Origin of the sequence: Marinibium conchae, from assembly GCF_015595035.1 — a bacterium.
In the GTDB taxonomy this organism is placed as follows: Bacteria; Pseudomonadota; Gammaproteobacteria; order Enterobacterales; family Alteromonadaceae; genus Glaciecola.
The window spans coordinates 596497-619612 of the sequence record NZ_JADNRN010000001.1; the positions used below are offsets into that span (position 1 = coordinate 596497).

19 protein-coding genes are annotated in these 23116 nt (G+C 43.2%); 17 read left to right on the forward strand and 2 right to left on the reverse strand.

Features of this window, described 5'->3' with window-relative positions:
- Together map and ISG33_RS02480 are read right to left on the reverse strand one after the other, a co-directional pair.
- Entirely contained in the window at window positions 1–795 is a 795-nt protein-coding gene (gene map / locus ISG33_RS02475) for a type I methionyl aminopeptidase (protein ID WP_195731973.1), read from the reverse strand.
- A 143-nt stretch (window positions 796–938) separates the two neighbouring features.
- The gene (locus ISG33_RS02480; protein WP_195731974.1) at window positions 939–2033 is read right to left on the reverse strand and encodes an alkene reductase; all 1095 of its coding nucleotides are present in this window, start codon (window positions 2031–2033) and stop codon (window positions 939–941) included.
- 491 nt (window positions 2034–2524) lie between these two features.
- Between ISG33_RS02480 and rpsB the strand changes: the two genes are divergently transcribed.
- From rpsB to tilS, 17 genes are all read left to right on the forward strand, one after another.
- Window positions 2525–3259: a 30S ribosomal protein S2 gene (gene rpsB, locus ISG33_RS02485; protein WP_195731975.1), complete on the forward strand. Its 735-nt coding sequence runs from the start codon at window positions 2525–2527 to the stop codon at window positions 3257–3259.
- Window positions 3260–3325: 66 nt separating this feature from the next.
- Entirely contained in the window at window positions 3326–4198 is an 873-nt protein-coding gene (gene tsf / locus ISG33_RS02490; protein ID WP_195731976.1) for a translation elongation factor Ts, read from the forward strand.
- A 757-nt stretch (window positions 4199–4955) separates the two neighbouring features.
- Window positions 4956–5699, forward strand: coding sequence for a UMP kinase (gene pyrH / locus ISG33_RS02495; RefSeq protein ID WP_195731977.1), 744 nt, complete (start codon window positions 4956–4958; stop codon window positions 5697–5699).
- A gap of 10 nt (window positions 5700–5709) precedes the next feature.
- Complete coding sequence (frr, locus tag ISG33_RS02500) at window positions 5710–6267, forward strand: ribosome recycling factor (protein ID WP_195731978.1); 558 nt, start codon at window positions 5710–5712, stop codon at window positions 6265–6267.
- 51 nt (window positions 6268–6318) lie between these two features.
- Window positions 6319–7047: a polyprenyl diphosphate synthase gene (gene uppS, locus ISG33_RS02505; RefSeq protein ID WP_195732995.1), complete on the forward strand. Its 729-nt coding sequence runs from the start codon at window positions 6319–6321 to the stop codon at window positions 7045–7047.
- Window positions 7047–7910, forward strand: a complete 864-nt coding sequence (locus ISG33_RS02510; protein ID WP_195731979.1) for a phosphatidate cytidylyltransferase — start codon at window positions 7047–7049, stop codon at window positions 7908–7910. Before uppS ends, ISG33_RS02510 begins: the two co-directional genes overlap by 1 nt.
- 39 nt (window positions 7911–7949) lie before the next feature.
- Window positions 7950–9131 carry a 1-deoxy-D-xylulose-5-phosphate reductoisomerase gene (gene ispC, locus ISG33_RS02515; protein ID WP_195732996.1) on the forward strand — a complete coding sequence of 394 codons (1182 nt, stop codon included), beginning with the start codon at window positions 7950–7952 and terminating at the stop codon, window positions 9129–9131.
- Window positions 9131–10483: a sigma E protease regulator RseP gene (rseP, locus tag ISG33_RS02520; RefSeq protein WP_195731980.1), complete on the forward strand. Its 1353-nt coding sequence runs from the start codon at window positions 9131–9133 to the stop codon at window positions 10481–10483. The genes ispC and rseP overlap by 1 nt, the downstream gene beginning before the upstream one ends.
- 43 nt (window positions 10484–10526) lie before the next feature.
- Window positions 10527–13013 (forward strand): outer membrane protein assembly factor BamA, encoded by a 2487-nt coding sequence (bamA, locus tag ISG33_RS02525; RefSeq protein WP_195731981.1) that lies wholly within the window; start codon window positions 10527–10529, stop codon window positions 13011–13013.
- Window positions 13014–13168: 155 nt separating this feature from the next.
- Window positions 13169–13687 (forward strand): OmpH/Skp family outer membrane protein, encoded by a 519-nt coding sequence (locus ISG33_RS02530; RefSeq protein ID WP_195731982.1) that lies wholly within the window; start codon window positions 13169–13171, stop codon window positions 13685–13687.
- A 209-nt stretch (window positions 13688–13896) separates the two neighbouring features.
- Window positions 13897–14343, forward strand: a complete 447-nt coding sequence (gene fabZ, locus ISG33_RS02535) for a 3-hydroxyacyl-ACP dehydratase FabZ (protein ID WP_195731983.1) — start codon at window positions 13897–13899, stop codon at window positions 14341–14343.
- A gap of 1 nt (window position 14344) precedes the next feature.
- Window positions 14345–15115, forward strand: a complete 771-nt coding sequence (lpxA, locus tag ISG33_RS02540) for an acyl-ACP--UDP-N-acetylglucosamine O-acyltransferase (RefSeq protein ID WP_195731984.1) — start codon at window positions 14345–14347, stop codon at window positions 15113–15115.
- Window positions 15116–15204: 89 nt separating this feature from the next.
- Complete coding sequence (gene lpxB, locus ISG33_RS02545; RefSeq protein ID WP_195731985.1) at window positions 15205–16461, forward strand: lipid-A-disaccharide synthase; 1257 nt, start codon at window positions 15205–15207, stop codon at window positions 16459–16461.
- Window positions 16462–16466: 5 nt separating this feature from the next.
- Complete coding sequence (gene rnhB, locus ISG33_RS02550; protein ID WP_195731986.1) at window positions 16467–17111, forward strand: ribonuclease HII; 645 nt, start codon at window positions 16467–16469, stop codon at window positions 17109–17111.
- 45 nt (window positions 17112–17156) lie between these two features.
- Window positions 17157–20576 carry a DNA polymerase III subunit alpha gene (dnaE, locus tag ISG33_RS02555; RefSeq protein WP_229333492.1) on the forward strand — a complete coding sequence of 1140 codons (3420 nt, stop codon included), beginning with the start codon at window positions 17157–17159 and terminating at the stop codon, window positions 20574–20576.
- A 41-nt stretch (window positions 20577–20617) separates the two neighbouring features.
- Complete coding sequence (gene accA / locus ISG33_RS02560; RefSeq protein ID WP_195731988.1) at window positions 20618–21574, forward strand: acetyl-CoA carboxylase carboxyl transferase subunit alpha; 957 nt, start codon at window positions 20618–20620, stop codon at window positions 21572–21574.
- A gap of 53 nt (window positions 21575–21627) precedes the next feature.
- Window positions 21628–23052, forward strand: a complete 1425-nt coding sequence (tilS, locus tag ISG33_RS02565) for a tRNA lysidine(34) synthetase TilS (RefSeq protein WP_195731989.1) — start codon at window positions 21628–21630, stop codon at window positions 23050–23052.
- Window positions 23053–23116: the final 64 nt, after the last annotated feature.

The window sequence follows — 23116 nt, forward strand, 5'->3', positions numbered from 1 at the left end:
TTATGCGTGGCTGATAACGCGGTCTATTGTTTCCTCATCTCGAAGTGTCAGTATTTCTACACCTGTTTCAGTGACTAACAAGGTATGCTCCCACTGAGCACTTAAACTGCGGTCTTTAGTGACAACTGTCCAGTTGTCGGGCAGTATTTTTGAATGTCGTTTTCCTGCGTTAACCATAGGTTCAATGGTAAAACACATACCAGCTTCAATCAGGTCGCCGGTTCCCTTCTTTCCGTAATGCACAATTTGTGGATCTTCATGGAATACGGCGCCAATACCATGACCACAGTATTCTCGAACAATACTGTAGTTATGTGCTTCTGCATGTACCTGACAAGCATGACCAATGTCGCCCAAGCGAATACCTGGCTTTACAATCTTAATGGCATTGTATAGACACTCTTGCGTTACTTTAATCAAGCGTTCGGCCATGATTGATGGTTTGCCCACCACAAACATTTTTGAGGTGTCACCGTGGTAGCCATCTTTTATAACAGTAACATCGATATTCACGATGTCACCGTCTTTAAGCTTCTTGTCGCCTGGAATGCCATGGCAAATCACATGATTAACAGACGTACACACCGACTTTGGAAACGGCGGGTTACCATAATTAAGCGGTGCAGGAATAGCGTCTTGCACATTAACAATATAGTCGTGACAAATTTTGTCTAGCTCACCAGTGGTAACGCCCTTCTTTACGTGTTCACCGATCATCGTTAACACTTCTGAAGCGAGCTTGCCAGCCACGCGCATTTTGTCCATTTCTTCTGGTGTTTTAATTGTTCCAGCCAAGGTTAACCTCGTTATTAATTGATCTTTATAAACATTGAAGTCTCAACTATATGACTACATTGCTTGATGCAAAAGCTTATTTATCAGAAGTATATCAAGTTCAGCCCAACTGCACTATGCTGAGTTTGTGATAAATAATAACTTTAATGGTTGTTATCAAAAGCGGGGTAGTCACTGTAGCCCTCGGCACCGCCACCATACCAATGGCTCATATCGTCAAAAGGAGTCAGTGGCCAATCGTTTTTGTATCTCTGTGGTAAATCGGGATTAGTGATATATGGACGACCAAAAGCTATCATATCTGCTTGCTTTGTAGCCACCGCGCTTGTTGCACTTTCAAATGTATAGCCACAGTTGCCGATGATCTTACCGCTAAATAGTGAGCGGAAATCACCAAGTGTCATAGGTTCACCGCGTTCATGGAACCCGAATGCAAGGCCATCCATTACATGTAGAACACCTATTTTTTCACTTTCGAGGTAACGAGTTAATTCACTAAAAAGCTCCCTGTAATCGTCACAACCCATTGAGTTATAGACACCGTTTGGTGAAATTCTGACGCCTATGTTAGCAGCGTCGAAGACTTCCTTTATAGCGCTAACGATTTCTTTAAGAAAACGCAGTCTATTGTCTATTGAGCCACCGTATTCGTCGGTTCTTTTATTGCTCTCACCGTCTAAAAACTGATTGATTAAATAACCATTCGCAGCGTGGATCTCGACACCGTCAAAGCCTGCGTCCTTAGCGTTTTCTGCCGCTTTTTTGTAGTCAGCAACAGTGCGCTTAATATCGTCGATGCTCATCTCTCTAGGCACTTCAAAGTCTTTTTTGCCGTAAGGTGTATGAATTTGGTCACCTTCAATTTTAATTGCAGATGCGCTCAAGGGAAGGTCACCGTCGTGGAAATCGCTATGTGACGCTCTACCCATATGCCATAGCTGCAACATAATAGTACTTTGAGCGGCATGCACACGGTCGACTACGGCTTTCCAACCTGCCACTTGCTTGTTGTTGTAAATGCCAGGTGAATCTATCCAACCAATCGCTTCTTTAGAGATATGCGTGGCTTCGGTAATGATTAAGCCGGCGCTAGCACGTTGCTCGTAATAATCGCCCATTATTTGGTTTGGTACTCTTTCGCTACCAGCTCTTCCTCGAGTAAGCGGGGCTAGAACAAAACGGTTTTTCAATGTTTTGTTAAAAAGGGGGGTTGTTGAATATAGGTTCGTTGCTGTCATAAAGCTCCCTCAGACAAGAAATTGTTGTAAACGCGTTACGGTATCGATAACTCATGATTGCATTTTTTCACCAAGAGCTGACCTAAAGAAACGCTTTGTGTTGCTTATGTATACCTAGGTGGTGATAGAAAGTTTATTCACAAGGAATAATCGTGCGTTTTAATAGCGCAAATTCGAATAAGTAAAAGGACTTTGTTATTAAGTTTGAACGCGGATTAGTGCTTCAGTGGTCAAACTAAAAATACATACAATTGCAACGATAAATGTTGATGTTGGGCAGTCAAAATGATATAAAGCGCGCGCTGTTTTTGAATGTCACTGCTATGAGCACTTCACACTGCTTTTTTGCGTTGCTGTCAACTTCAGTAAAATTAACTTAAAACACACATATACCGACACTGAACTCGGGGTGTCTAAATCATGTTATATCAATGGTTTGGATCGAGTGATGGGGTATATGGAGGCCTAACCCCTAAATAGGAAAATATATAATGGCAAACGTATCAATGCGTGACATGCTACAAGCTGGCGTACACTTCGGTCACCAAACTCGCTACTGGAATCCAAAAATGAGTCAATTCATTTTTGGTGCTCGTAATAAAGTTCATATCATCAACTTAGAAAAAACAGTTCCTTTGTTCAATGAAGCCTTGAACTATCTTTCTAGCGTATCAAATAAGAAAGGTAAGGTATTGTTTGTTGGTACCAAGCGTGCAGCAAGCGAAGCAGTTAAAGAAGCCGCTGAAAAGTCTGGTCAATTCTACGTAAACAAGCGTTGGTTGGGCGGAATGTTGACTAACTGGAAAACAGTTCGTCAGTCAATTAAACGTCTTAAAGATTTAGAAGCGCAGTCAGCTGACGGCACTTTCGACAAGCTTACAAAGAAAGAAGTACTTATGCTTCAACGCGAAATGACTAAGCTAGAAGGTAGCTTAGGTGGTATCAAAAACATGGGTGGTCTTCCAGACGTTATCTTTGTTATCGATGCTGATCATGAGCACATTGCTGTAACTGAAGCTCGCAACTTGGGTATTCCAGTTGTGGGTGTAGTTGATACTAACTCTAACCCAGATGGCGTAGATTACATCATTCCAGGTAATGATGACGCTATCCGTGCGGTACAGTTATACACATCAGCTGCTGCTGATGCTATCAACGAAGGTCGTAATCAGGAAGTTGTTGTTGCAACTGCTGAGAAAGACGATTTCGTAGAAGCCGCAGAGTAATTATTACACTGAAGATATGTAAGGGGGCGTTCGCCCCCTTTTTAAAAGTATTAAGAGGACAGAAAAATGGCAGTGACTGCAGCACTGGTTAAAGAATTACGCGAGCGCACTGGCGCTGGCATGCTAGATTGTAAAAAAGCATTGGTAGAGACCGATGGTGATATTGAACTAGCGATTGAAAATATGCGCAAGTCTGGGCAAGCAAAGGCTGCTAAAAAAGCCGGTCGTATTGCTGCTGAAGGCGTTATTTTAACTAAAGTTGATGGTGGCAAAGCCACTATGATGGAAGTTAACTGTGAAACTGATTTCGTTGCACGAGATGAAGGTTTCCTAGCGTTTGGTAACAAATTATTAGACGTAGCGTCGGCAAACAATGTCAACGATATGGATACATTGAATGCTGCTGAGCTTGAAGGCTCAACAGTGGCGACTGTTCGCGACAACCTTGTTGCTAAAATTGGTGAAAACATCAGCCCTCGCCGCGTTATCAATGTTGAAGGCTCAAACCTTGGTGCTTACGTTCATGGCGGCCGTATTGGTGTAATCGCTATCTTAGAAGGTGGTGACGAAGAGCTTGCTAAAGACATCGCAATGCATGTTGCTGCGGCAAGCCCTCAGTTTGTTAAGCCTTCTGACGTTCCTGCAGAAGTTGTTGAGAAAGAAAAAGAAATCCAAATCGACATCGCTATCCAGTCTGGTAAACCAGCTGATATCGCTGAAAAAATGGTTTCTGGTCGCATGAAGAAATTCACTGGTGAAATCAGCCTAACAGGCCAAGCATTCATCAAAGATCCTTCACAAAGCGTTGAAGCTCTTTTGAAATCTAAAAATGCTGACGTTATCAACTTCATCCGTTTTGAAGTTGGTGAAGGCATCGAGAAGAAAGAAGAAGATTTTGCAGCTGAAGTAGCTGCACAATTAGAAGCCGCTAAGAAATAAGTGCTTCGATTGCTTTTGCAATCACCGTTTCTCGGATAATATACGAAGCACCTCAATTGAGGTGCTTTTTTATAAGCTTTTGGTTTTAATAATGCTTCTTCTAGGAAGAAAGACGGATTGGACGTTTTTAGTAATGCCTCTTTTGACAAGAAAGGCGGATTGGTCATTTTTAATAATGTCTCTTCTAAGAATAAACAGCGAATCAACACCTCAAATTTGAAAGACGCTTCAAGCCCATCCATGGGACGCTTGGCACTCGACATCCATGTCGAGTGACACTTTCAAATTTTAGGTGTTCATCCACTTTTAGTTTCTTCCTAGAAGAGGCATTATTAAAAGCTAAAAAGCTCTCAGGCACTAACAAAAAGCCGGAAGTCTTCCGCCATATAAAAGTGTCAATCGGCAGGACGCCGATTGCCAAGCACCCCATGGATGGGCTTGAAGCGTCTTTTATATGGCGAAAGGCTGCAGGCTGTTAGTGACTGAGGGCGTCGTTTCGCAGAGGCAAGTGCAAGTAAGAAGCATCTTTTCAAAAATTTATAAGCACATGGATGTGATTATTTAAGCGGCCATGGATGGCGTACAGCGCTTTTTGAAAAGATGCTTCTTGCTTGTAATTGCCGAGAACTAGCATCCGTTGCTTGTGATTGCCGAGAACTAGCATCCGTTGCTTGTGATTGTCGAGCGCTAGCACCCGTTTGCCAACAGCGACGCTTCGGCTTTTGTAAAAAATAATAAATACCCTTGAGGACATAAGATGAGCATAACACCAAAATCTGCGTACAGACGCATCTTGTTAAAGTTAAGTGGCGAAGCGCTGATGGGCGAAGAGAACTTTGGTATTGACGCAAAAGTACTCGACCGCATGGCGATAGAAATAAAAGAGTTAGTTGAATTAGGCGTCGAAGTTGGCTTAGTCATTGGCGGTGGTAATTTGTTTAGAGGGGAAGGCCTCGCTCAAGCAGGAATGAATCGCGTTGTTGGTGATCACATGGGTATGCTAGCAACTGTGATGAACGGCCTTGCCATGCGCGATGCGTTGCACCGAGCATTCGTTAATGCGCGCTTAATGTCAGCTATTCCACTAAACGGAGTATGTGACCCATACAACTGGGCCGATGCTATAAGTTTTCTCAAATCAGGCCGAGTTGTGATATTCTCTGCAGGTACTGGAAATCCGTTCTTCACCACAGATTCAGCAGCCTGTTTACGCGGAATAGAAATTGAAGCCGACGCAGTGTTAAAAGCAACAAAAGTTGATGGCGTTTACAGCGAAGATCCAGTCAAAAACCCTGATGCTGTGCTGTTAAAGCAAATTAGCTATCAAGAAGTACTAGAAAAAGAACTAAAAGTAATGGACCTATCCGCCTTTACATTGGCGCGCGATCACAATATTCCTATTCGTGTATTTAACATGAATAAGCCAGGATGCTTGAAGCGCGTTGTTCTCGGCGAAGATGAAGGTACGATTATTTGTCATCCAGAAAAAGTAGAAAAATAAGGATTCTGTCGTGATTGATGAAATTGAATTAGATGCTAGTCAACGAATGGAAAAGAGTATCGTTGCACTTAAAGGGCAGTTGAGTAAGATCAGAACAGGTAGAGCTCACCCAAGCTTATTAGACAGCATCATGGTGCCATATTACGGTTCAAATACACCACTAAAACAAGTTGCTAACGTTGTTGCAGAAGACAATAGAACCTTAGCCTTGTCGGTTTTTGACAAGAGTATTATTCAAGCGGTAGAGAAAGCCATAATGCAATCTGATTTAGGCCTTAACCCCATGAGTGCAGGTACAACCATTCGTATACCCATGCCGCCACTTACCGAAGAGCGACGTAAGGACCTTATCAAAGTGGTTAGGGCTGAAGCTGAGCAAGGGCGTGTTTCTGTTCGTAATATCAGACGCGATGCTAATAGTGATATAAAAGAACTGCTGAAAGAAAAAGAAATTAGCGAAGACCAAAGCCGCGCTGGTGAAGAAAATATTCAAACGCTTACCAATGATTTCATCAAGCAAATTGATGAAATTTTGGCTGATAAAGAAAAAGAACTCATGGAAGTGTAAAATTTGAGTTCTGATAGCAATAATATAGCATCCTCGGTGCCTGAAGATGCTATGCCACAGCACGTTGCGATCATTATGGATGGCAACGGCCGCTGGGCACAACAACAAGGAAAGTTAAGAACCTTTGGCCACAAAGCTGGGGTTGATTCCGTGCGAGCATCAGTACGCTATGCGCGAAAAAATGGAATTAAGGCGCTCACATTATTTGCTTTCAGCAGTGAGAACTGGAAACGTCCAAAAGAAGAAGTAAAAATATTGATGCAGCTTTTTAATCTTGTACTTTCAAGTGAAGTTAAGAAGCTAAATAAAAACAATATTCGCCTTAAGGTAATTGGCGACCTCTCAGCATTCGATAAAAAATTAGTTGAAAAAATCCACAAAGCAGAGGCGCTAACCGAGCAAAATACGTCGTTAACACTCAATATCGCCGCTAACTATGGCGGGCGTTGGGATATTGTCAACGCGGCTAAAAATATCGTTCAGAGCATCAACGATGGCATCATGACATCTGAAGATATTAACGAAGAAAGTTTTCATCAACATACTTGTATGTCGGCACTTCCACCCCTTGATCTCATGATCAGAACCGGCGGCGATCATCGCGTAAGTAATTTCCTATTATGGCAGTGTGCATATGCAGAGTTCTATTTTTGTGAGACACTTTGGCCAGATTTTAATGAGCAGAAGTTTGATGAGGCAGTTATCGACTTTTGCCAAAGACAACGTCGCTTTGGGCAAACTGGTGAGCAGATTGCTCCAGAAAAACAAGGTCAGGCTTAATGTTAAAACAAAGAATAATAACCGCGTTAATTCTCGCACCGCTTGCCATCTGCGCCATTCTATTTTTACCCGTAGAGCAGTTTAAAATAGCCGTAGCCGGTGTTGTAGCATTAGGCGCATATGAGTGGGCAAATATGTCGGGTATAAATGGTCGTGTATCCAAAGCGACCTTCATGGCCCTTATTTTGGTATTGTGCGCAGTCTTAATCTTCGCTGTCGACGGACAAGCGGTGTGGTACCAAGGTGAACTAAATAGCTTATACAAAAGCATTTTGGCAATCGCCGCTGTATGGTGGGCAGTGTCGCTAGCGATGATTGTCACCTATCCCAAATATAGCTCAGGTTGGACCGAAAACGTACCCATTAGAGCCGCGTTTGGTGTGCTAACACTTATTCCTACTTGGGTAGCAATTGTTAGTCTGCGTACTAACTTGTACGAAATTGACCCATTTTACGGCGCCTCATTAATATTTTACGTGTTGGGGATCGTGTGGGCTGCAGATATCGGCGCTTTTTTTGTGGGTGTGAAATTCGGAAAACACAAATTACGCCCAAATGTGTCGCCTGGTAAGAGTATCGAAGGTTTATTGGGTGGTGTAATGGCATCATTGGCTATTATTGCTTTTGCAGCTTTGCACTATCAATTTGAAGCATCGCGCATTGGTTTGCACATTTTAATTGGTGTAATCACTGTGGCGGTCTCTGCGCTGGGTGACTTGAACGAAAGTATGTTCAAACGCTGTGCCGGAATAAAAGACAGTGGAAAGCTTCTGCCAGGTCATGGTGGCATCATGGATCGAATAGACAGTTTAACGGCGGCCTTTCCTGTTTTTGCGTTCTGCTATGTCGTGTGGATGGCATAATGTTAAAGCGACCAAGTGCTTTCAGCATCGAGCTATAAATTGAAAACAGTCACTATTCTCGGAGCCACTGGTTCTATCGGTCAAAATACATTGGACGTTATCTCTCGTCATCCTGACTTGTATCGAGTTTTTGCCGTCACCGGCCACTCTAATGTTGAAAGCCTTGTTCGTTCAGCTGTGCTATGTAACGCTCGTTTTATCGTGCTTTCCAACGAATCTGCCTACGAAAATGTAAAGCAACAAATGCAACAACAACACTGTCATTCAGAAGTCTTGATAGGGCCGGAAGCTATGTGCGAGGTGTGTTCGGCTCCAGAAGTTGATATTGTGATGTCTGCGATTGTCGGGGCGGCGGGTTTGCTTCCAACGATAGCCGCAGTTAGAGCAAGTAAACGAGTATTACTGGCAAATAAAGAGTCACTGGTTATGTCGGGAGAACTGTTTATGAATGCTGTTCGCGAGCATAAAGCCGAATTACTTCCCATCGACAGTGAACACAATGCAATCTTCCAATGTCTACCACATAACTTTGAATATGGTAACTTAGCCGCTTCCGGCATAAGCAAAATATTATTGACAGGGTCGGGTGGTCCATTTCGTGAAAAGCCACTGGATGAGTTTGAACTCATTACGCCTGAACAAGCCTGTGCTCATCCAAATTGGACGATGGGAAGAAAGATATCCGTCGACTCGGCGTCGATGATGAACAAAGGCTTGGAATTTATTGAAGCTAAATGGTTATTTGGTGTTGATGAAGCAGATATTCAAGTAGTTTTGCATCCACAAAGCACTATTCATTCAATGGTGCAATACTCTGATGGCTCGGTAATAGCTCAGATGGGCAACCCAGACATGCGAACGCCTATTGCCTATGGATTGAGTTACCCGTCACGAATTGAATCAGGTGTCAGCCCCCTCGATTTTTCACAATTAGCGAACTTTAGTTTCGCTGAGCCCGATAATTTAAGATATCCCAACTTATATCTTGCCATAGAAGCCTGTAAAGAAGGGCAATCCGCAACGACAGCATTGAATGCATCGAATGAAGTTGCGGTTGAAGCTTTTCTAGATCAGAAGCTAAGCTTCTGCGCCATTGCTGCTCTGAATGAGCGTGTTTTATCTAAACTATCGACCGTCGAATTGAACTCTATTGCTCACGTTATTGAGCATGATGAAATGGCGCGAAACATCGCGCGAGCCGAGTTAAGGAAGTTATCATAGTGGTAGATATACTTTGGAATATTGCGTCATTTGTTGTCGCTTTGGGACTGTTGGTTGCTGTGCATGAATGGGGTCACTACTACGTGGCTCGTTTATGCGGTGTTAAAGTTTTGCGTTTCAGCATCGGTTTTGGCAAGCCTATTTACAAACGTATTACTTCTTCAGGCATGGAATTTGTGATTGCCGCTATTCCTCTTGGTGGCTATGTAAAAATGTTAGATGGTAGGGTCGATGATTTGAGCAAGGAAGATGAAGCGGTAGCGTTTAATTTTCAGCCAGTTTGGCAACGCTTTGCTATTGTTGCAGCCGGCCCTGGTATTAATTTCATTTTTGCCATATTCGTCAGTGCCCTTGTATTTATGATAGGTCAGAATACTTTTAAACCTTACATCGGTAAGGTTGATAGAGGCTCGTATATCGACACCGCTGGCGTGCAAGAAGGAGACAAATTTGTTGCTATTGGTGAGCACAGCACAACAACATGGAAAGCTGTGAATATCGAACTGATGTCCTACATTGGTAAAGACGAAATACCGCTCACGGTTGAAAAGTCTAATGGCAACTTGCGTGAATACCTAATGCGAGTCCCGAATTGGAATTATGATCCTGAAAGTGGCAGTATTTTTGAATCATTAGGCTTTGAAATATATCGCCCTGAGGTGTTTCCAATTATATCGAGCTTTGTTGAAAACAGCCCTGCAGAGCTGGCAGGTTTGAAAGAAAACGACGAAATACTAAAACTAAATGGAACTCTTATCCAAGAATGGAGACAAATACCTGACATTGTTGAAGTGAATGCAAACAAAGCGATGTTAGTAGAGGTATTGCGCGACGGAGAAATAGTAACCATCGAGTTGATACTTGGCGAGCGTAACACTCCCGATGGTATCGTTGGCTCGCTAGGGATTTATCCAACGCTGGCTGAACTGCCTGAGAGCCACTACTTTAACTATCAATCAGGGCCTTTTGAGGCTTTGGTGAACGGAACAAAAGAAACGTGGCGTTTAATGACGTTTACTGTACAAATGTTAAGCAAATTTATTACTGGTGATTTAGCAGTCAAAAATCTCAGTGGCCCTATTTCCATCGCTCAGGGTGCTGGAATGAGCGCAAGCTACGGAATTATTGCTTTTTTAGGGTTTTTAGCCTTAATCAGTGTTAATCTTGGCATCATAAATTTGTTACCATTACCGATGTTGGATGGCGGCCACTTAATGTATTTTACCGCAGAGTGGATCACCGGAAAGCCAGTATCGGAAGCGGCTCAAGAAATTGGATTTAGAATTGGTGGTGCGTTGTTGCTCATGCTTATGGTTACAGCCATATTTAACGACATTGCTCGCCTCACTTAATAAAAGTTTTATATAAAAACGTGTTTTGGAAGAATATCAGTTAATGAAGTGTAAAAAGTTAGTTTTAGTCGTTTTGATGGCATTTACGTCGTTATCATTCGCACAGAGTAAAACGGAATTTGTGGTTGAAGACATCCGTGTTGAAGGCCTACAACGAGTTGCTCTTGGTGCTGCGTTAACTTATCTTCCAGTTCAAGTAGGCGATAAGCTCAATGCTTTTCGTGTAAGCCAACTTATCCGTTCGCTTTATTCATCTACCCATTTCGAAGAAGTTGAGATACTCCGCGATGGTGGCGTGCTGATTGTACGAGTCTCAGAGCGACCAACAATCAGTAACATCGTGTTCGAGGGTAATGACGACATAAAAGACGAGCAACTATCCGAAAGTCTTAATAACTCAAATGTGCGCGTTGGTGAACCGCTTGATAGAACGGTATTAACATCTATTGAAAACGGTCTTAAAGACTTTTTCTATAGTATTGGTAAGTACAACGCAGATGTCACTGCTATTGTTACACCTCTTCCAAGAAACCGTGTTGATCTGAAAATGCTTTTTGAAGAAGGTGACGCGGCTAAAATTAAGCAAATAAATATCGTTGGCAATGAGCTTTTCGATGATGAAGAACTGTTCAAAATCATGGAGCTCAAATTTGATGCGCCGTGGTGGGATTTTACCTCTGAAACTCGTTATCAACAGCAAACCCTCGCTGGTGATTTGGAAAACTTAACAAGTTTTTACAAAGATCAAGGGTATTTGCGCTTCGAAATTTCGTCAACTCAAGTATCGATGACGCCAGAAAAAGATGGCATCTACATCGGAATGAATGTCAAAGAGGGCGAAAAGTATACGGTGTCTGAAGTAGAGTTAGTCGGTGATTTACTTGGTTTCGAAGGTTTTCTAAACCAAGTTCTTCCCCTACGTAGTGGCGAACTATACAACCAAGCACAAGTAACCTACGCTGAAGAGTTTATTAGCAAGTATCTAGGTCGTTTTGGTTATGCTTATCCTACGGTAACCACTATTCCTGATATCAACGACGAAGAGAAAACCGTGAAACTGTCCTTGTCGGTCGATCCTGGCAAGCGAATTTACGTGCGACGCATTAACTTCGAAGGCAATGTGATCACCTCTGACCAAGTATTACGTCAGAATGTAAGTCAGTTGGAAGGTACGTGGTTATCCGATCCGTTGCTTGTTAACTCGAAATCCGCTATGTCACGACTCACCTATATGGAGACAGTGGATTACGAAACGGTTCGAGTGCCGGGTGAAGATGACAAAGTCGATATCGAGTTTACAGTCAAAGAACAAGCCTCTGGTTCCTTTCAAGCGGGTATAGGTTACGGTGATAACACTAAATTAAGTTTGCAGGCCGGTATACAACAAGACAATTTCTTGGGCACTGGTAAGCGCATTGCTCTAAACTTAAATACCGTTTCGTATCAGCAGTCTGCGCAGTTGAGCTACACAGACCCTTACTTCACTATCGATGGCATAAGCTTGGGCGGAACGCTTGGTTACAGCAAGTTTGATGGTGGTGACTTTGGTGTTATTCAATACAATAGTACGCGTTATCAAGTCGGCGCGAATATTGGATATCCTATCAATGAAGTTAATCGAATTAATTTCGGGCTTACCTATGCGAATGTTGAGCTGTCTAACGACAACACAAGCTTTGTACAAACATCGCGTTTCTATGACCAGTTCACAAGTGCTAATGATCCAGATTCCGAGATCGAATACGAAAGTTTCTTAGCGTCGGCGAGCTGGACACGCTCAACATTAAACCGTGGTTTGTTCCCAACTGATGGTTCGTCACAAAGAGCCTCATTCAGTATTACTACCCCTAACTCTGACGTGAACTACTTTAAGTTTATAGCTGATACTAAGTTCTATTTCCCTATCAGTCGTAATCAACGTTGGTCTTTATTAGCCCGGGCTCGATTGGGTTATGGTAACGGTTACGGTGAGAAGAATGGTACGGAACAAATATTGCCATTTACTGAAAACTTCACCGCCGGTGGTGCCGATACACTGCGTGGTTTTGAAGACAATACAGTTGGACCTCGCGGGGTTAGAAGAATTACTAACAGCATTTCAACGACACCAACTGGGATTCCTATATTTGGTTCGTCTGATCAAGACAGCATAGTAGTGTCTTCACGCAGTTTAGGTGGTAATGCAATGGTAATAGGTGGCTTAGAATTGATAGTACCCACCCCATTTATTGAGGCTGATTTTGACAGCTCGGTCCGAACGTCATTCTTCCTTGATGTAGGTAACGTATGGGATACCGAATTTAATTATGACACCTTCAAGGAGTTAACTTTCATTCGTCAGTCTGGGCAAGGCCAACCTGAAGAATTAGGTGATTACAGCGACTGGAGACAATTTAGAAGTTCTGCAGGTTTATCAGTGCAGTGGATTTCGCCAATGGGGCCGCTAGTGTTTAGTTTTTCTAAAGAAATAGATTCACGAGATGGCGATAACCCAAGATTCTTCACTTTCAACATAGGTCAAACTTTCTAAACTCGATTGAACGTAGTATGATTAGCGCCATGTATAAGGCATAGCGCGTCGTCATAAAAGCATGATTTGGCGTTAGATTGAAATTTTATAGATATAATAAGAACCAAGTGCTCAGACACTTGGCGCGTAAACGGAACAGATTAAAGGAGTTTCCATTGAAAACATTTACAAAAACACTTATCGCTGGTGCGATGTTAAGCACAGCATTATTGACTACTGCTGCACAAGCAGCCGAGCAAAAGATCGGTGTTGTTGATGTACAAGGTATTGTTCGTTCACTACCGCAGTTCGCTGCGATTGGCACGACCATACAAGCTGAGTTTAAAGATCAAATTCAAGAAGTTCAGAGCCAGCAGGAAGAGTACAACTTTTTGCTTCAGAAGTTTCAGCGTGAAAGCGCTACGATGAGCGAAGAGCAGAAAAAAGCTTTAGAGGATCAAATACTCGCTTTACAAAAAACACTTCAAGAAAAGTCTGCACCTCTGCAGCAGGAGCTTCAGCGTCGTGAACAAGAAGAGCAAAGAAAGCTTTTCGCCTTAGTTATGCAAGCGGTGAACAAAATCGCTGCAGACGGTAACTACGACGTGCTTCTAAACCGTGGTACTACGCCATTTGTTAAGCCAGAATTCGATATCTCTGAACAGGTATTAGAGCAAGTTAACAAAACTCAGTAATACTTCAGATATTACTGTGGAGCAGAAAGCATCATATTTTGATGCTTTTTTCATCACAGTGGGAAGGAATTTAATAGCAGGCCAACCATAACGGTTGGTCTGATTTGTTTTTGGCCTATAAAAGCGTATCTTATGCACAAATTTTATCGGCAATTAACAAATATCAGCACGGATGCAGTATCGCGTTCTGGTGCTATCAAGGAGAAACTGTGGCAAATGCATTAAATACCATCGACATAAAAGAAATAATGGAGTTGTTACCACATCGGTATCCATTTCTACTTGTTGACCGCATTACTGACTACGAACTAGGAAAGTCGATAAAAGGCTATAAAAATATCACCTTCAATGAACCTTGTTTCATGGGCCATTTCCCAGAGCAACCTATTTTCCCTGGTGTAATGATATTAGAGGGTCTAGCTCAAGCTGCCGGCGTTCTGGGTTTTAAAACGATGGGTAATAGCGATCAACTCTACCTTTATGCTGGTATTGACAAAGCTCGTTTTAAAAAGCCCGTTGTTCCTGGCGATAAACTAGAATACTCTGTTGAACTAATCAAAGAGCGCCGTGGTATTTGGAAATTTTCAGGCATTGCTACCGTAGATGGTAACGAAGTGTGTAATTCTGAATTTATGTGTGCAATGAGAGAGATGTAATATGATCCATCCTTCATCAGTAATAGCAGAATCAGCAAAAATTGGCGATAACGTAAAAATCGGTCCTTTTTGCATAGTGGGCGATAACGTTGAGATTGGCGACAACTGTGTGCTTACTTCACACGTTGTGGTGAAAGGACATACCAAAATCGGAAAAAACAATGTGTTTTTTCAATTCTGCTCTATTGGTGAAGACTGCCAAGACAAAAAATATGCAGGTGAAACGACCTATCTTGAAATCGGCGATGACAATGTTTTCCGAGAGTCGTGCACTGTGCATCGTGGCACTATTCAAGATAATAGCCTGACCAAGATCGGTAATAGAAACCTTCTCATGGTAAATGCCCATTTGGCCCACGATTGTATGGTCGGAGACGATAACGTATTTGCCAATAACTGCGCAGTGGCAGGGCATGTTCATGTTGGTAATCATGTTATTTTAGGCGGTTCATCTGCCGTGCATCAATTTTGCCACATTGGTTCTCATGCTTTTGCCGGTGGCGGCGCGATTATTCTGAAAGATATTCCTCCTTATGTAATGATCAGTGGCACGAAGCACATCCCCCAAGGTATAAATAGCGAAGGCTTGCGCCGACGAGGCTTCAGTGCCGAGTCAATTCAGGCAATTAAGCGCGCTTATAAAGTTATTTATCGAAACGGTAATACTGCTGAGCAAGCATTGGTGCTGTTAAATGAGATGGCTGGAAGTCAGAGTGAGGTTAAAATACTAGCTGATTTCCTCGCAAGCTCTAAACGCGGCATTGTTAGATAGGCTTGGCCTTTACATTCAAATTAGATGGGCTGAGTTAGCATTCAATTAGCCTTTTGGTATGTCACACATTAGCGTAGTAGGCAGTATTCATGGTTGATAAAAAAGGGCCTAGGATAGCGATAGTGGCCGGAGAAGCTTCTGGCGATATTCTAGCGGCTGGATTTATGAAGCAACTTCAAGCAATCTACCCTGATGCCGAGTTTGAAGGAATTGGTGGCAAACATCTCACTGGTTTAGGTTTACAGTCGCTTTTTGACATGGAAGAATTGTCGGTCATGGGGTTGGTTGAAGTACTAAAGCACCTTCCTCGCTTACTTCACATCCGTAAAAGCGTCATCCAACATTTTACTAAAAACCCTCCCGACATCTATATTGGCGTAGATGCTCCAGATTTTAATCTGGCAGTTGAAAGCAAACTCAAATTACAAGGCGTTCAAACGATACACTACGTGAGTCCAACCGTTTGGGCTTGGCGTGAAAAGCGGATTCATAAAATTGCTAAAGCGACCAATTTGGTATTAGGTATTTTTCCTTTTGAAGCCGATATTTATCAAACATACTCTGTGCCTTATCAATACGTAGGCCACACTATGGCGGATAGTATTCCTTTGCATCCTGATAAGTCAGCCATGCGTGATAAGTTTGGCTGTCACGCTGAAGCAAAAGTGCTAGCGATTCTCCCAGGAAGCAGAGCGAGAGAAGTGGATACTTTACTTCCCGATTTTTTTTCAACTGCTCAAATATTAACCGAAGACACTGAGTTAAAAGCCCTAGAACTGCTTATACCGGCTGCAAATTCGGCAAGAGAGCATCAAATTCACGCCATGCTAACCAACTTCGGTTTAAAGAAAATCGCCACTGATGATAGGGCAGATAAAAACGCCGTGTACACCCTATATAGAAGTGAACAAGACGGTATTGATAAGGGCTTAGCCTCGATTCAAGTCAAAGTAAGCAGCGAGGCCGCGCGAGATGTCATGATTGCAGCCGACTCTGTACTCTTAGCCTCAGGAACAGCAAGCTTGGAAGCGATGCTTTGTAAGACACCGATGGTGGTTGCTTATAAAATGTCGAAGCTGACTCACATGATCATGAAGCGCCTATACAAGCCAGATTATTTTTCATTGCCTAATATATTGGCTAACAAAGCCCTGGTGCCCGAATTGCTGCAAGAAGAGGCAAACCCAAAAGCCATGGCTAACTTACTCAAAAGCCTGTTACTGGGCGATAACTCACAATTAATAGTAGAGTTCACCGACCTTCATCGCAGCCTTCAAATTGATGCAGACAGACAGGCAGCGAATGCTATTGCCAGCTTGCTCGATAAGCAACAGGAGAAAAGTTGAGCTAAATGAAAAAACAGCAAGATCTTGATGCCTTAAAGCAGTCACTGGCTACTTTTAATCTCATTGCCGGAGTTGATGAAGTAGGGCGAGGCCCCTTAGTCGGTGATGTAGTGACTGCCGCAGTCATTCTTGACCCGGAAAAACCGATATTCGGTTTAACAGACTCTAAAAAACTCTCTGAGAAAAAACGTGAAGAATTTGCAGAATTGATCAAGCAAAACGCGTTATCATGGAGTATAGGCAGGGCTACACCCATAGAAATTGATGAACTTAATATTTTGCAGGCGACTATGCTCGCCATGCAACGGGCAGTTGAAGGCCTAACGATACAACCTGAGTATGTTTTGGTTGATGGTAACCGTTTACCGAAATGGCAATACACGGCTGATGCAGTGATAAAGGGCGATGCTTTATTTCCGCAAATTTCAGCCGCGTCTATTATTGCGAAGGTTGCCCGCGACCACGAAATGGTCGCACTGCATGAGCAATACCCGCAATACGGGTTCGCTTCGCATAAAGGATATCCTACTAAGGCTCATTTGGAGGCCTTAGAGCAGCATGGCCCCTTGTCATGCTATCGACAAAGTTTTAAGCCTGTGAAAGCTGCATTGATGCAGTGGCATGGCGAACTACAAAATGAGGTAAACTAAGTGTCTTCAGATTTTGTACACTTACGAGTTCACAGCGATTTTTCAATGCAGGACGGTTTGAATAAAGTAAAACCGATATTAGCCAAGGCAAAAGCGCTAAATATGCCAGCTATTGCCCTCACAGACCAAATGAACATGTGTGGTTTGGTAAAATTCTACTCATCTGCATTCGCTGAAGGTATCAAACCAATTATTGGCTGTGATATTTGGCTACTGTCGTCTAAGTTTCCGGACGAAATTACCCGCCTTACCTTGCTTGCCAAAGACAAGGAAGGTTACCGAAATATCACCGAAATCATTTCTAAGGCTTATTTGCAAGGGCACGTGCAGTACAAGGTTGTTGTTAGAGAAGAGTGGTTGGCTGAGCATGCCAAGGGCATTATCGTCTTGTCAGGAGCACTTGCTGGAGAGTTAGGCATGGCGCTCACTAAAAACAATCCAGATATTGCACAGAAAGTTACCGATTTTTTTCAAACTCACTTCCCCGACCATTATTATGTAGAACTCATTCGTACAGGTCGCGAAGGTGAAGAAGACTACATTCATCGGGCGGTTGAATGGGCGACTCAGCAAGATTTACCAGTCGTTGCAACTAATGAGGTTTGCTTCAACGAACAAGAAGGGTTTGAACCTCATGAAGTTCGAGTGTGTATCAGCGAAGGCTACACACTAGACGATAAGCGACGTCCAAAAAAATACAGTGAACAACAGTACTTACGCAGTTCCGAAGAAATGATTGAGCTATTCTCAGACATACCTTCTGCGATTGAAAATACCGTAGAGATTGCTAAACGGTGCAGTGTTGAAGTGAGATTAGGTGAGTATTTCTTGCCGCAATTTCCTACTGGTGACATGAGTACCGAAGACTTTTTGGTAAAAGTCTCGGAGGAAGGTCTTGAACGTCGACTAGCGAAACTGTTTCCCGACGAAGCAGAGCGTTCAGAAAAGCGTAAAGAATATGATGAACGCCTCGCGATTGAACTGAAAGTAATCAATCAAATGGGCTTTCCAGGCTACTTCTTGATCGTCATGGAGTTCATCCAGTGGAGCAAGGACAATAATATTCCCGTTGGGCCAGGTCGTGGGTCGGGCGCAGGTTCATTAGTGGCTTATGCACTGGATATTACTGATCTTGACCCGCTCGAATTTGATTTACTATTTGAGCGCTTCTTGAACCCAGAACGTGTTTCGATGCCTGACTTCGATATCGATTTTTGTATGGACCGCCGTGATGAAGTAATCGACCACGTTGCTGATATTTATGGTCGAGACGCCGTATCGCAAATCATTACCTTCGGTACCATGGCTGCGAAGGCGGTTATTCGGGATGTTGGTCGTGTATTGGGTCATCCTTATGGTTTTGTTGATAGAATTTCAAAATTGGTACCACCCGACCCGGGAATGACACTCGAAAAAGCATTTTCCGTTGAGCCACGCTTACCCGAACTTTATGAGTCAGACGAAGAAGTAAAAGATCTTATCGACCTCTGTCGCATTCTTGAAGGTGTCACCCGAAATGCCGGCAAACATGCTGGTGGCGTTGTTATTTCACCCACTACCATTACCGATTTTTCGCCATTATATTGTGATGATACAGGCTCTAACCCAGTTACCCAGTTTGATAAAAATGACGTTGAAACAGCGGGCTTGGTCAAATTCGACTTCTTAGGCTTACGCACGCTAACCATCATCCAGTGGGCCATTGATATGGTCAAAGAGGTGCAAGGTAAAGAGCTTAATATTACCCAGATCCCTTTAGAAGACGCTAAGAGCTTCAGAGTCCTACAAAACGCTGAAACGACAGCCGTATTCCAACTTGAATCACGCGGCATGAAAGATCTTATCAACCGTCTGAAGCCAGATTGTTTTGAAGATATTATTGCACTTGTGGCGCTTTTCCGCCCAGGCCCACTTCAATCAGGCATGGTTGATAACTTCATTGACCGTAAGCATGGCAGAGAAGCGATTTCGTACCCGGATGCCGAATATCAGCATGAGTGTTTACGAGAAATATTGGAGCCTACTTACGGCATTATCTTGTATCAAGAGCAAGTAATGCAAATAGCTCAAGTGATGTCAGGTTATTCCTTGGGTGGCGCAGATTTACTACGTCGAGCGATGGGTAAGAAAAAGCCTGAAGAAATGGCTAAGCAACGAGCATCATTCGAGCAAGGCGCTGCAGATAATAATATCGACCCAACGCTATCTATTAAAATTTTTGACTTGGTTGAAAAGTTTGCAGGCTACGGCTTTAACAAATCTCACAGTGCGGCCTATGCACTTGTTTCCTATCAAACACTATGGTTAAAAGCGCATTATCCGGCGGAGTTTATGGCCGCGGTTATGTCGGCAGATATGGATAATACCGATAAAATAGTGACCTTGGTCGACGAGGTCGGTCGCATGGGTATTGATATTTTGCCCCCAGATCTTAATGCTGGTGCCTATAAGTTTACTGTGAATAAAGAAGGTCAAATCGTTTACGGTATCGGCGCAATCAAAGGCGTAGGTGAAGGTCCTGTTGAAGCGATAATCGAAGCACGCGAGCAGCAAGGTGTGTTTAAAGACTTGTTTGATTTTTGCGCTAAAGTTGATGTGAAACGGGTGAACAAACGAGTGCTCGAAAAGCTTGTATTGAGTGGCGCAATGGATAACTTGGGGCCGCATCGAGCTGCGCTGATGGCCACAATCAAAGATGCGCTTGATGCAGCACAACAGCATGCGAAAGCTGAGCTTGCAGGCCAAGCAGATTTGTTCGGCGTGCAGATTGAGTCAGAAGAAGACGTGGTAAATGCCTTTGCTAAGGTGCCAGAGTGGTCGGAAAAAGTATGGCTTGATGGCGAAAAAGAAACCTTAGGTTTGTATTTAACCGGTCATCCGATTAATCAATATCTCAAAGAAATAAAGCAGTACTCCGATGGTCGTTTAGCCGACCTAACGCCCACTAATCGCGACCAATTTGTTAGCACTGTTGGCCTTGTTATCGGCGTGCGAGTGATGACCAATAAAAAAGGTCGTCGTTGGGGGATTGTTACCTTGGACGATAAGTCGGCGCGCATGGATGTGAGATTCTACCCCGACATGTACGAACTTTATGAATCTGTGCTTACCACTGATAATTTGTTGTGGGTGAAAGGACAGGTCAGCTTTGATGAATTTTCTGGTGGGAATACAATAAACGCCAAAGAAGTACTAACGATTGTTCAAGCTAGAGCGAAATACGTTAAACAATTACGAATTAGTATTCCAGAAAAGTTGTGTACTTTGTCAACAGTCGCTAAAGTGCAGGGTACATTGCAAGAGTATAAGAACGGAACATGCCCTCTGCATATCCATGTTGAGCATGAAGATGCTGAGGTAACCATTGCCGCGAATGCGCAATGGTACATTGAACCAGACGAACAGTTATTAGTTGAGCTTCGCCACGTGTTAGGGGCGGAGCGGGTAAACTTGGAATTTAATTAGTAGCCGGCAATTTAAGGCTTTACAAGGTGTTAGGATAAAACATGACAGGACATTTTTTGGATTTCGAACAGCGAATTGCTGAGCTAGAAGCCAAAATAGAAGAGCTTCGCATCGTGAACCAAGGTGGTGAATTCGATGTGGGCATTGAAGAATCTATTGGGAAGTTACGTGAAAAGTGTGCCGAGGAAACCACAAAAATTTTCTCTAACCTAGGAGCCTGGCAAGTATCACAAATTGCTCGTCATCCTATGCGACCTTACACTCAAGATTATATTGATAGAATCTTAACAGATTTTGATGAGTTAGCGGGCGATCGCGCTTATGCAGACGACAAAGCGATTATTGGAGGCTTAGCTAAACTTGATGATGTACCTGTGATGATCATAGGACACCAAAAAGGCCGAGATACTCAAGAGAAAATCAAGCGTAATTTTGGTATGCCTAAACCTGAAGGCTACCGTAAAGCGTTGCGTTTAATGAAAATGGCTGAACGTTTCAAGCTTCCGATCATAACCTTTATTGATACGCCGGGGGCATATCCGGGCGTAGGTGCTGAAGAGCGCGGGCAGAGTGAAGCAATAGCCATGAATCTTAAAGTGATGGCTGAGCTCACGGTTCCGATCATTTGTACCGTAATTGGTGAAGGGGGCTCCGGTGGTGCGTTAGCTATCGGTGTTGGCGACAGAGTAAACATGTTGCAATACAGTACCTATTCAGTAATTTCGCCAGAAGGCTGTGCGTCTATTTTATGGAAAAGTGCCGACAAAGCATCAATTGCGGCTGAAGCAATGGGTGTGACAGCACCGCAAATCAAAGAGCTGGGCTTAATTAATACGATTATTGAAGAGCCCCTCGGTGCTGCTCATCGCGACCATGCAGGTATGGCCGCGAACTTAAAAGCAGTATTGAAACAACAATTAGCACAGTTACAAACCTTGCCGACAGAAACACTGCTTGAAGAGCGATACGAGCGCTTAATGTCTTTCGGTTATTGTTAAAGAAAGTTGTTAACGATTACTACAACAGTACGAATATAAAAAGGGGCTAGCTATTGACTACCAATATAAGTCATTCATTGGTTTCAGGGCTTGCCTCTTTCTTTTCTAAACTTCCTCAATTTTCGTCCAATGAATCTGTAGAACTTACCATCGCCTTAAGCGGAGGCGTTGACTCCGTAGTGTTACTTCATGTTTGTTCCCAATGGGCTAAACAGAATGACATGTTGAGCCTTTCCGCTGTACACATTCACCATGGCTTAAACGAGCAAGCGAATGCTTGGCAGAAATTCTGTAAGGAGCTTTGCAAGAGTTACGATGTAGCATTCTTGTCTAAGCGCGTTGAGCTTAGTCAGAAGGCTCGTCAAAGTCTTGAAGAGAAAGCTCGGGAAGCACGCTACGCTGCAATTGATGAGCTAATGCTTGGTAAGGACGGCAATAGTATTGTGTTACTTGCTCAGCATATCGACGATCAAGTCGAAACCCTCCTTCTTCAATTGAAAAGAGGCGCAGGGCCAAAAGGTTTGTCGGGCATGGCTGAATTTTTCGTTTCTGGCGCCGGTGTTCAGTATGCAAGACCATTTTTATCACTTGGTATTGCTAAGCAAGATGTTATTCATTACGCCAAACTCAACAATTTGTCTTGGGTTGAAGACGATTCAAACCAGGATTCACGTTTTGATAGGAACTTTCTGCGTAATGAGCTTTTACCTTCATTAACAAAACGCTGGCCGCAATTCGCGAACACTGTCGCTCGCAGCGCCAAATTATGTGCTCAGCAAAATTCGCTTATCGAGTCCTTAGCAAGTGAAACTCTCTCGAATATCATCGGTTCAAAGGGCGAGTTACCTACAAAGGCCTTGTTAGCCTTAGCCCAAGCATTGCAATATGAAGTACTTCGCAGGTGGACATCCACCTACTTGGCCAAAGCACTTTCCCACAAACAAGCTGCTGAGCTGATATCGATCGCGGAAAGTGGCACTGACAAAAACGGGCTATTATCAGTTCAAGGCTACCATTGCCAAAAATTCAATTCAGCGCTTTATTGGGTGAAAGATACTGAGTTTTGCAAAATAGCGCCTGAAAGCTATCAGCTCAAGCTTAAAGACCTGCAAAGCAAAGTCCTCAGGGTGAATGCCTTTAGTTTGTGTGCTAATGACGAACATCTATTCATTAAGTTTGAAGAGCAAGCGAGTGAGATTTCGGAGATTATCAACACGAGTAATAGTGGTCATCTCAGTAAGCTTGATAAGACTATATTTAACATAGTGCCGCTTGAGAATACTGAGGAAAATACTTCCGTTTGTGTCGAGTTTGGGCAGCTTTCTAAGAAAGTGAAAATAGCAAAAAACCGCCCATCGAAAAGCGTTAAGGCTTGGCTGAAAGAAGCTAAGGTAACGCCTTGGCGGCGTTTGGCAGTGCCCGTGGTTAGCGTCAATCAATACGCCTGTTTGTTAATTGATAAACGCAAAGACACTTAACAGCTTGCCTCAAACAGTGCTAAAAATTAATGCAGGCAGTCATGCTGCTTCAAATACGTCGGCC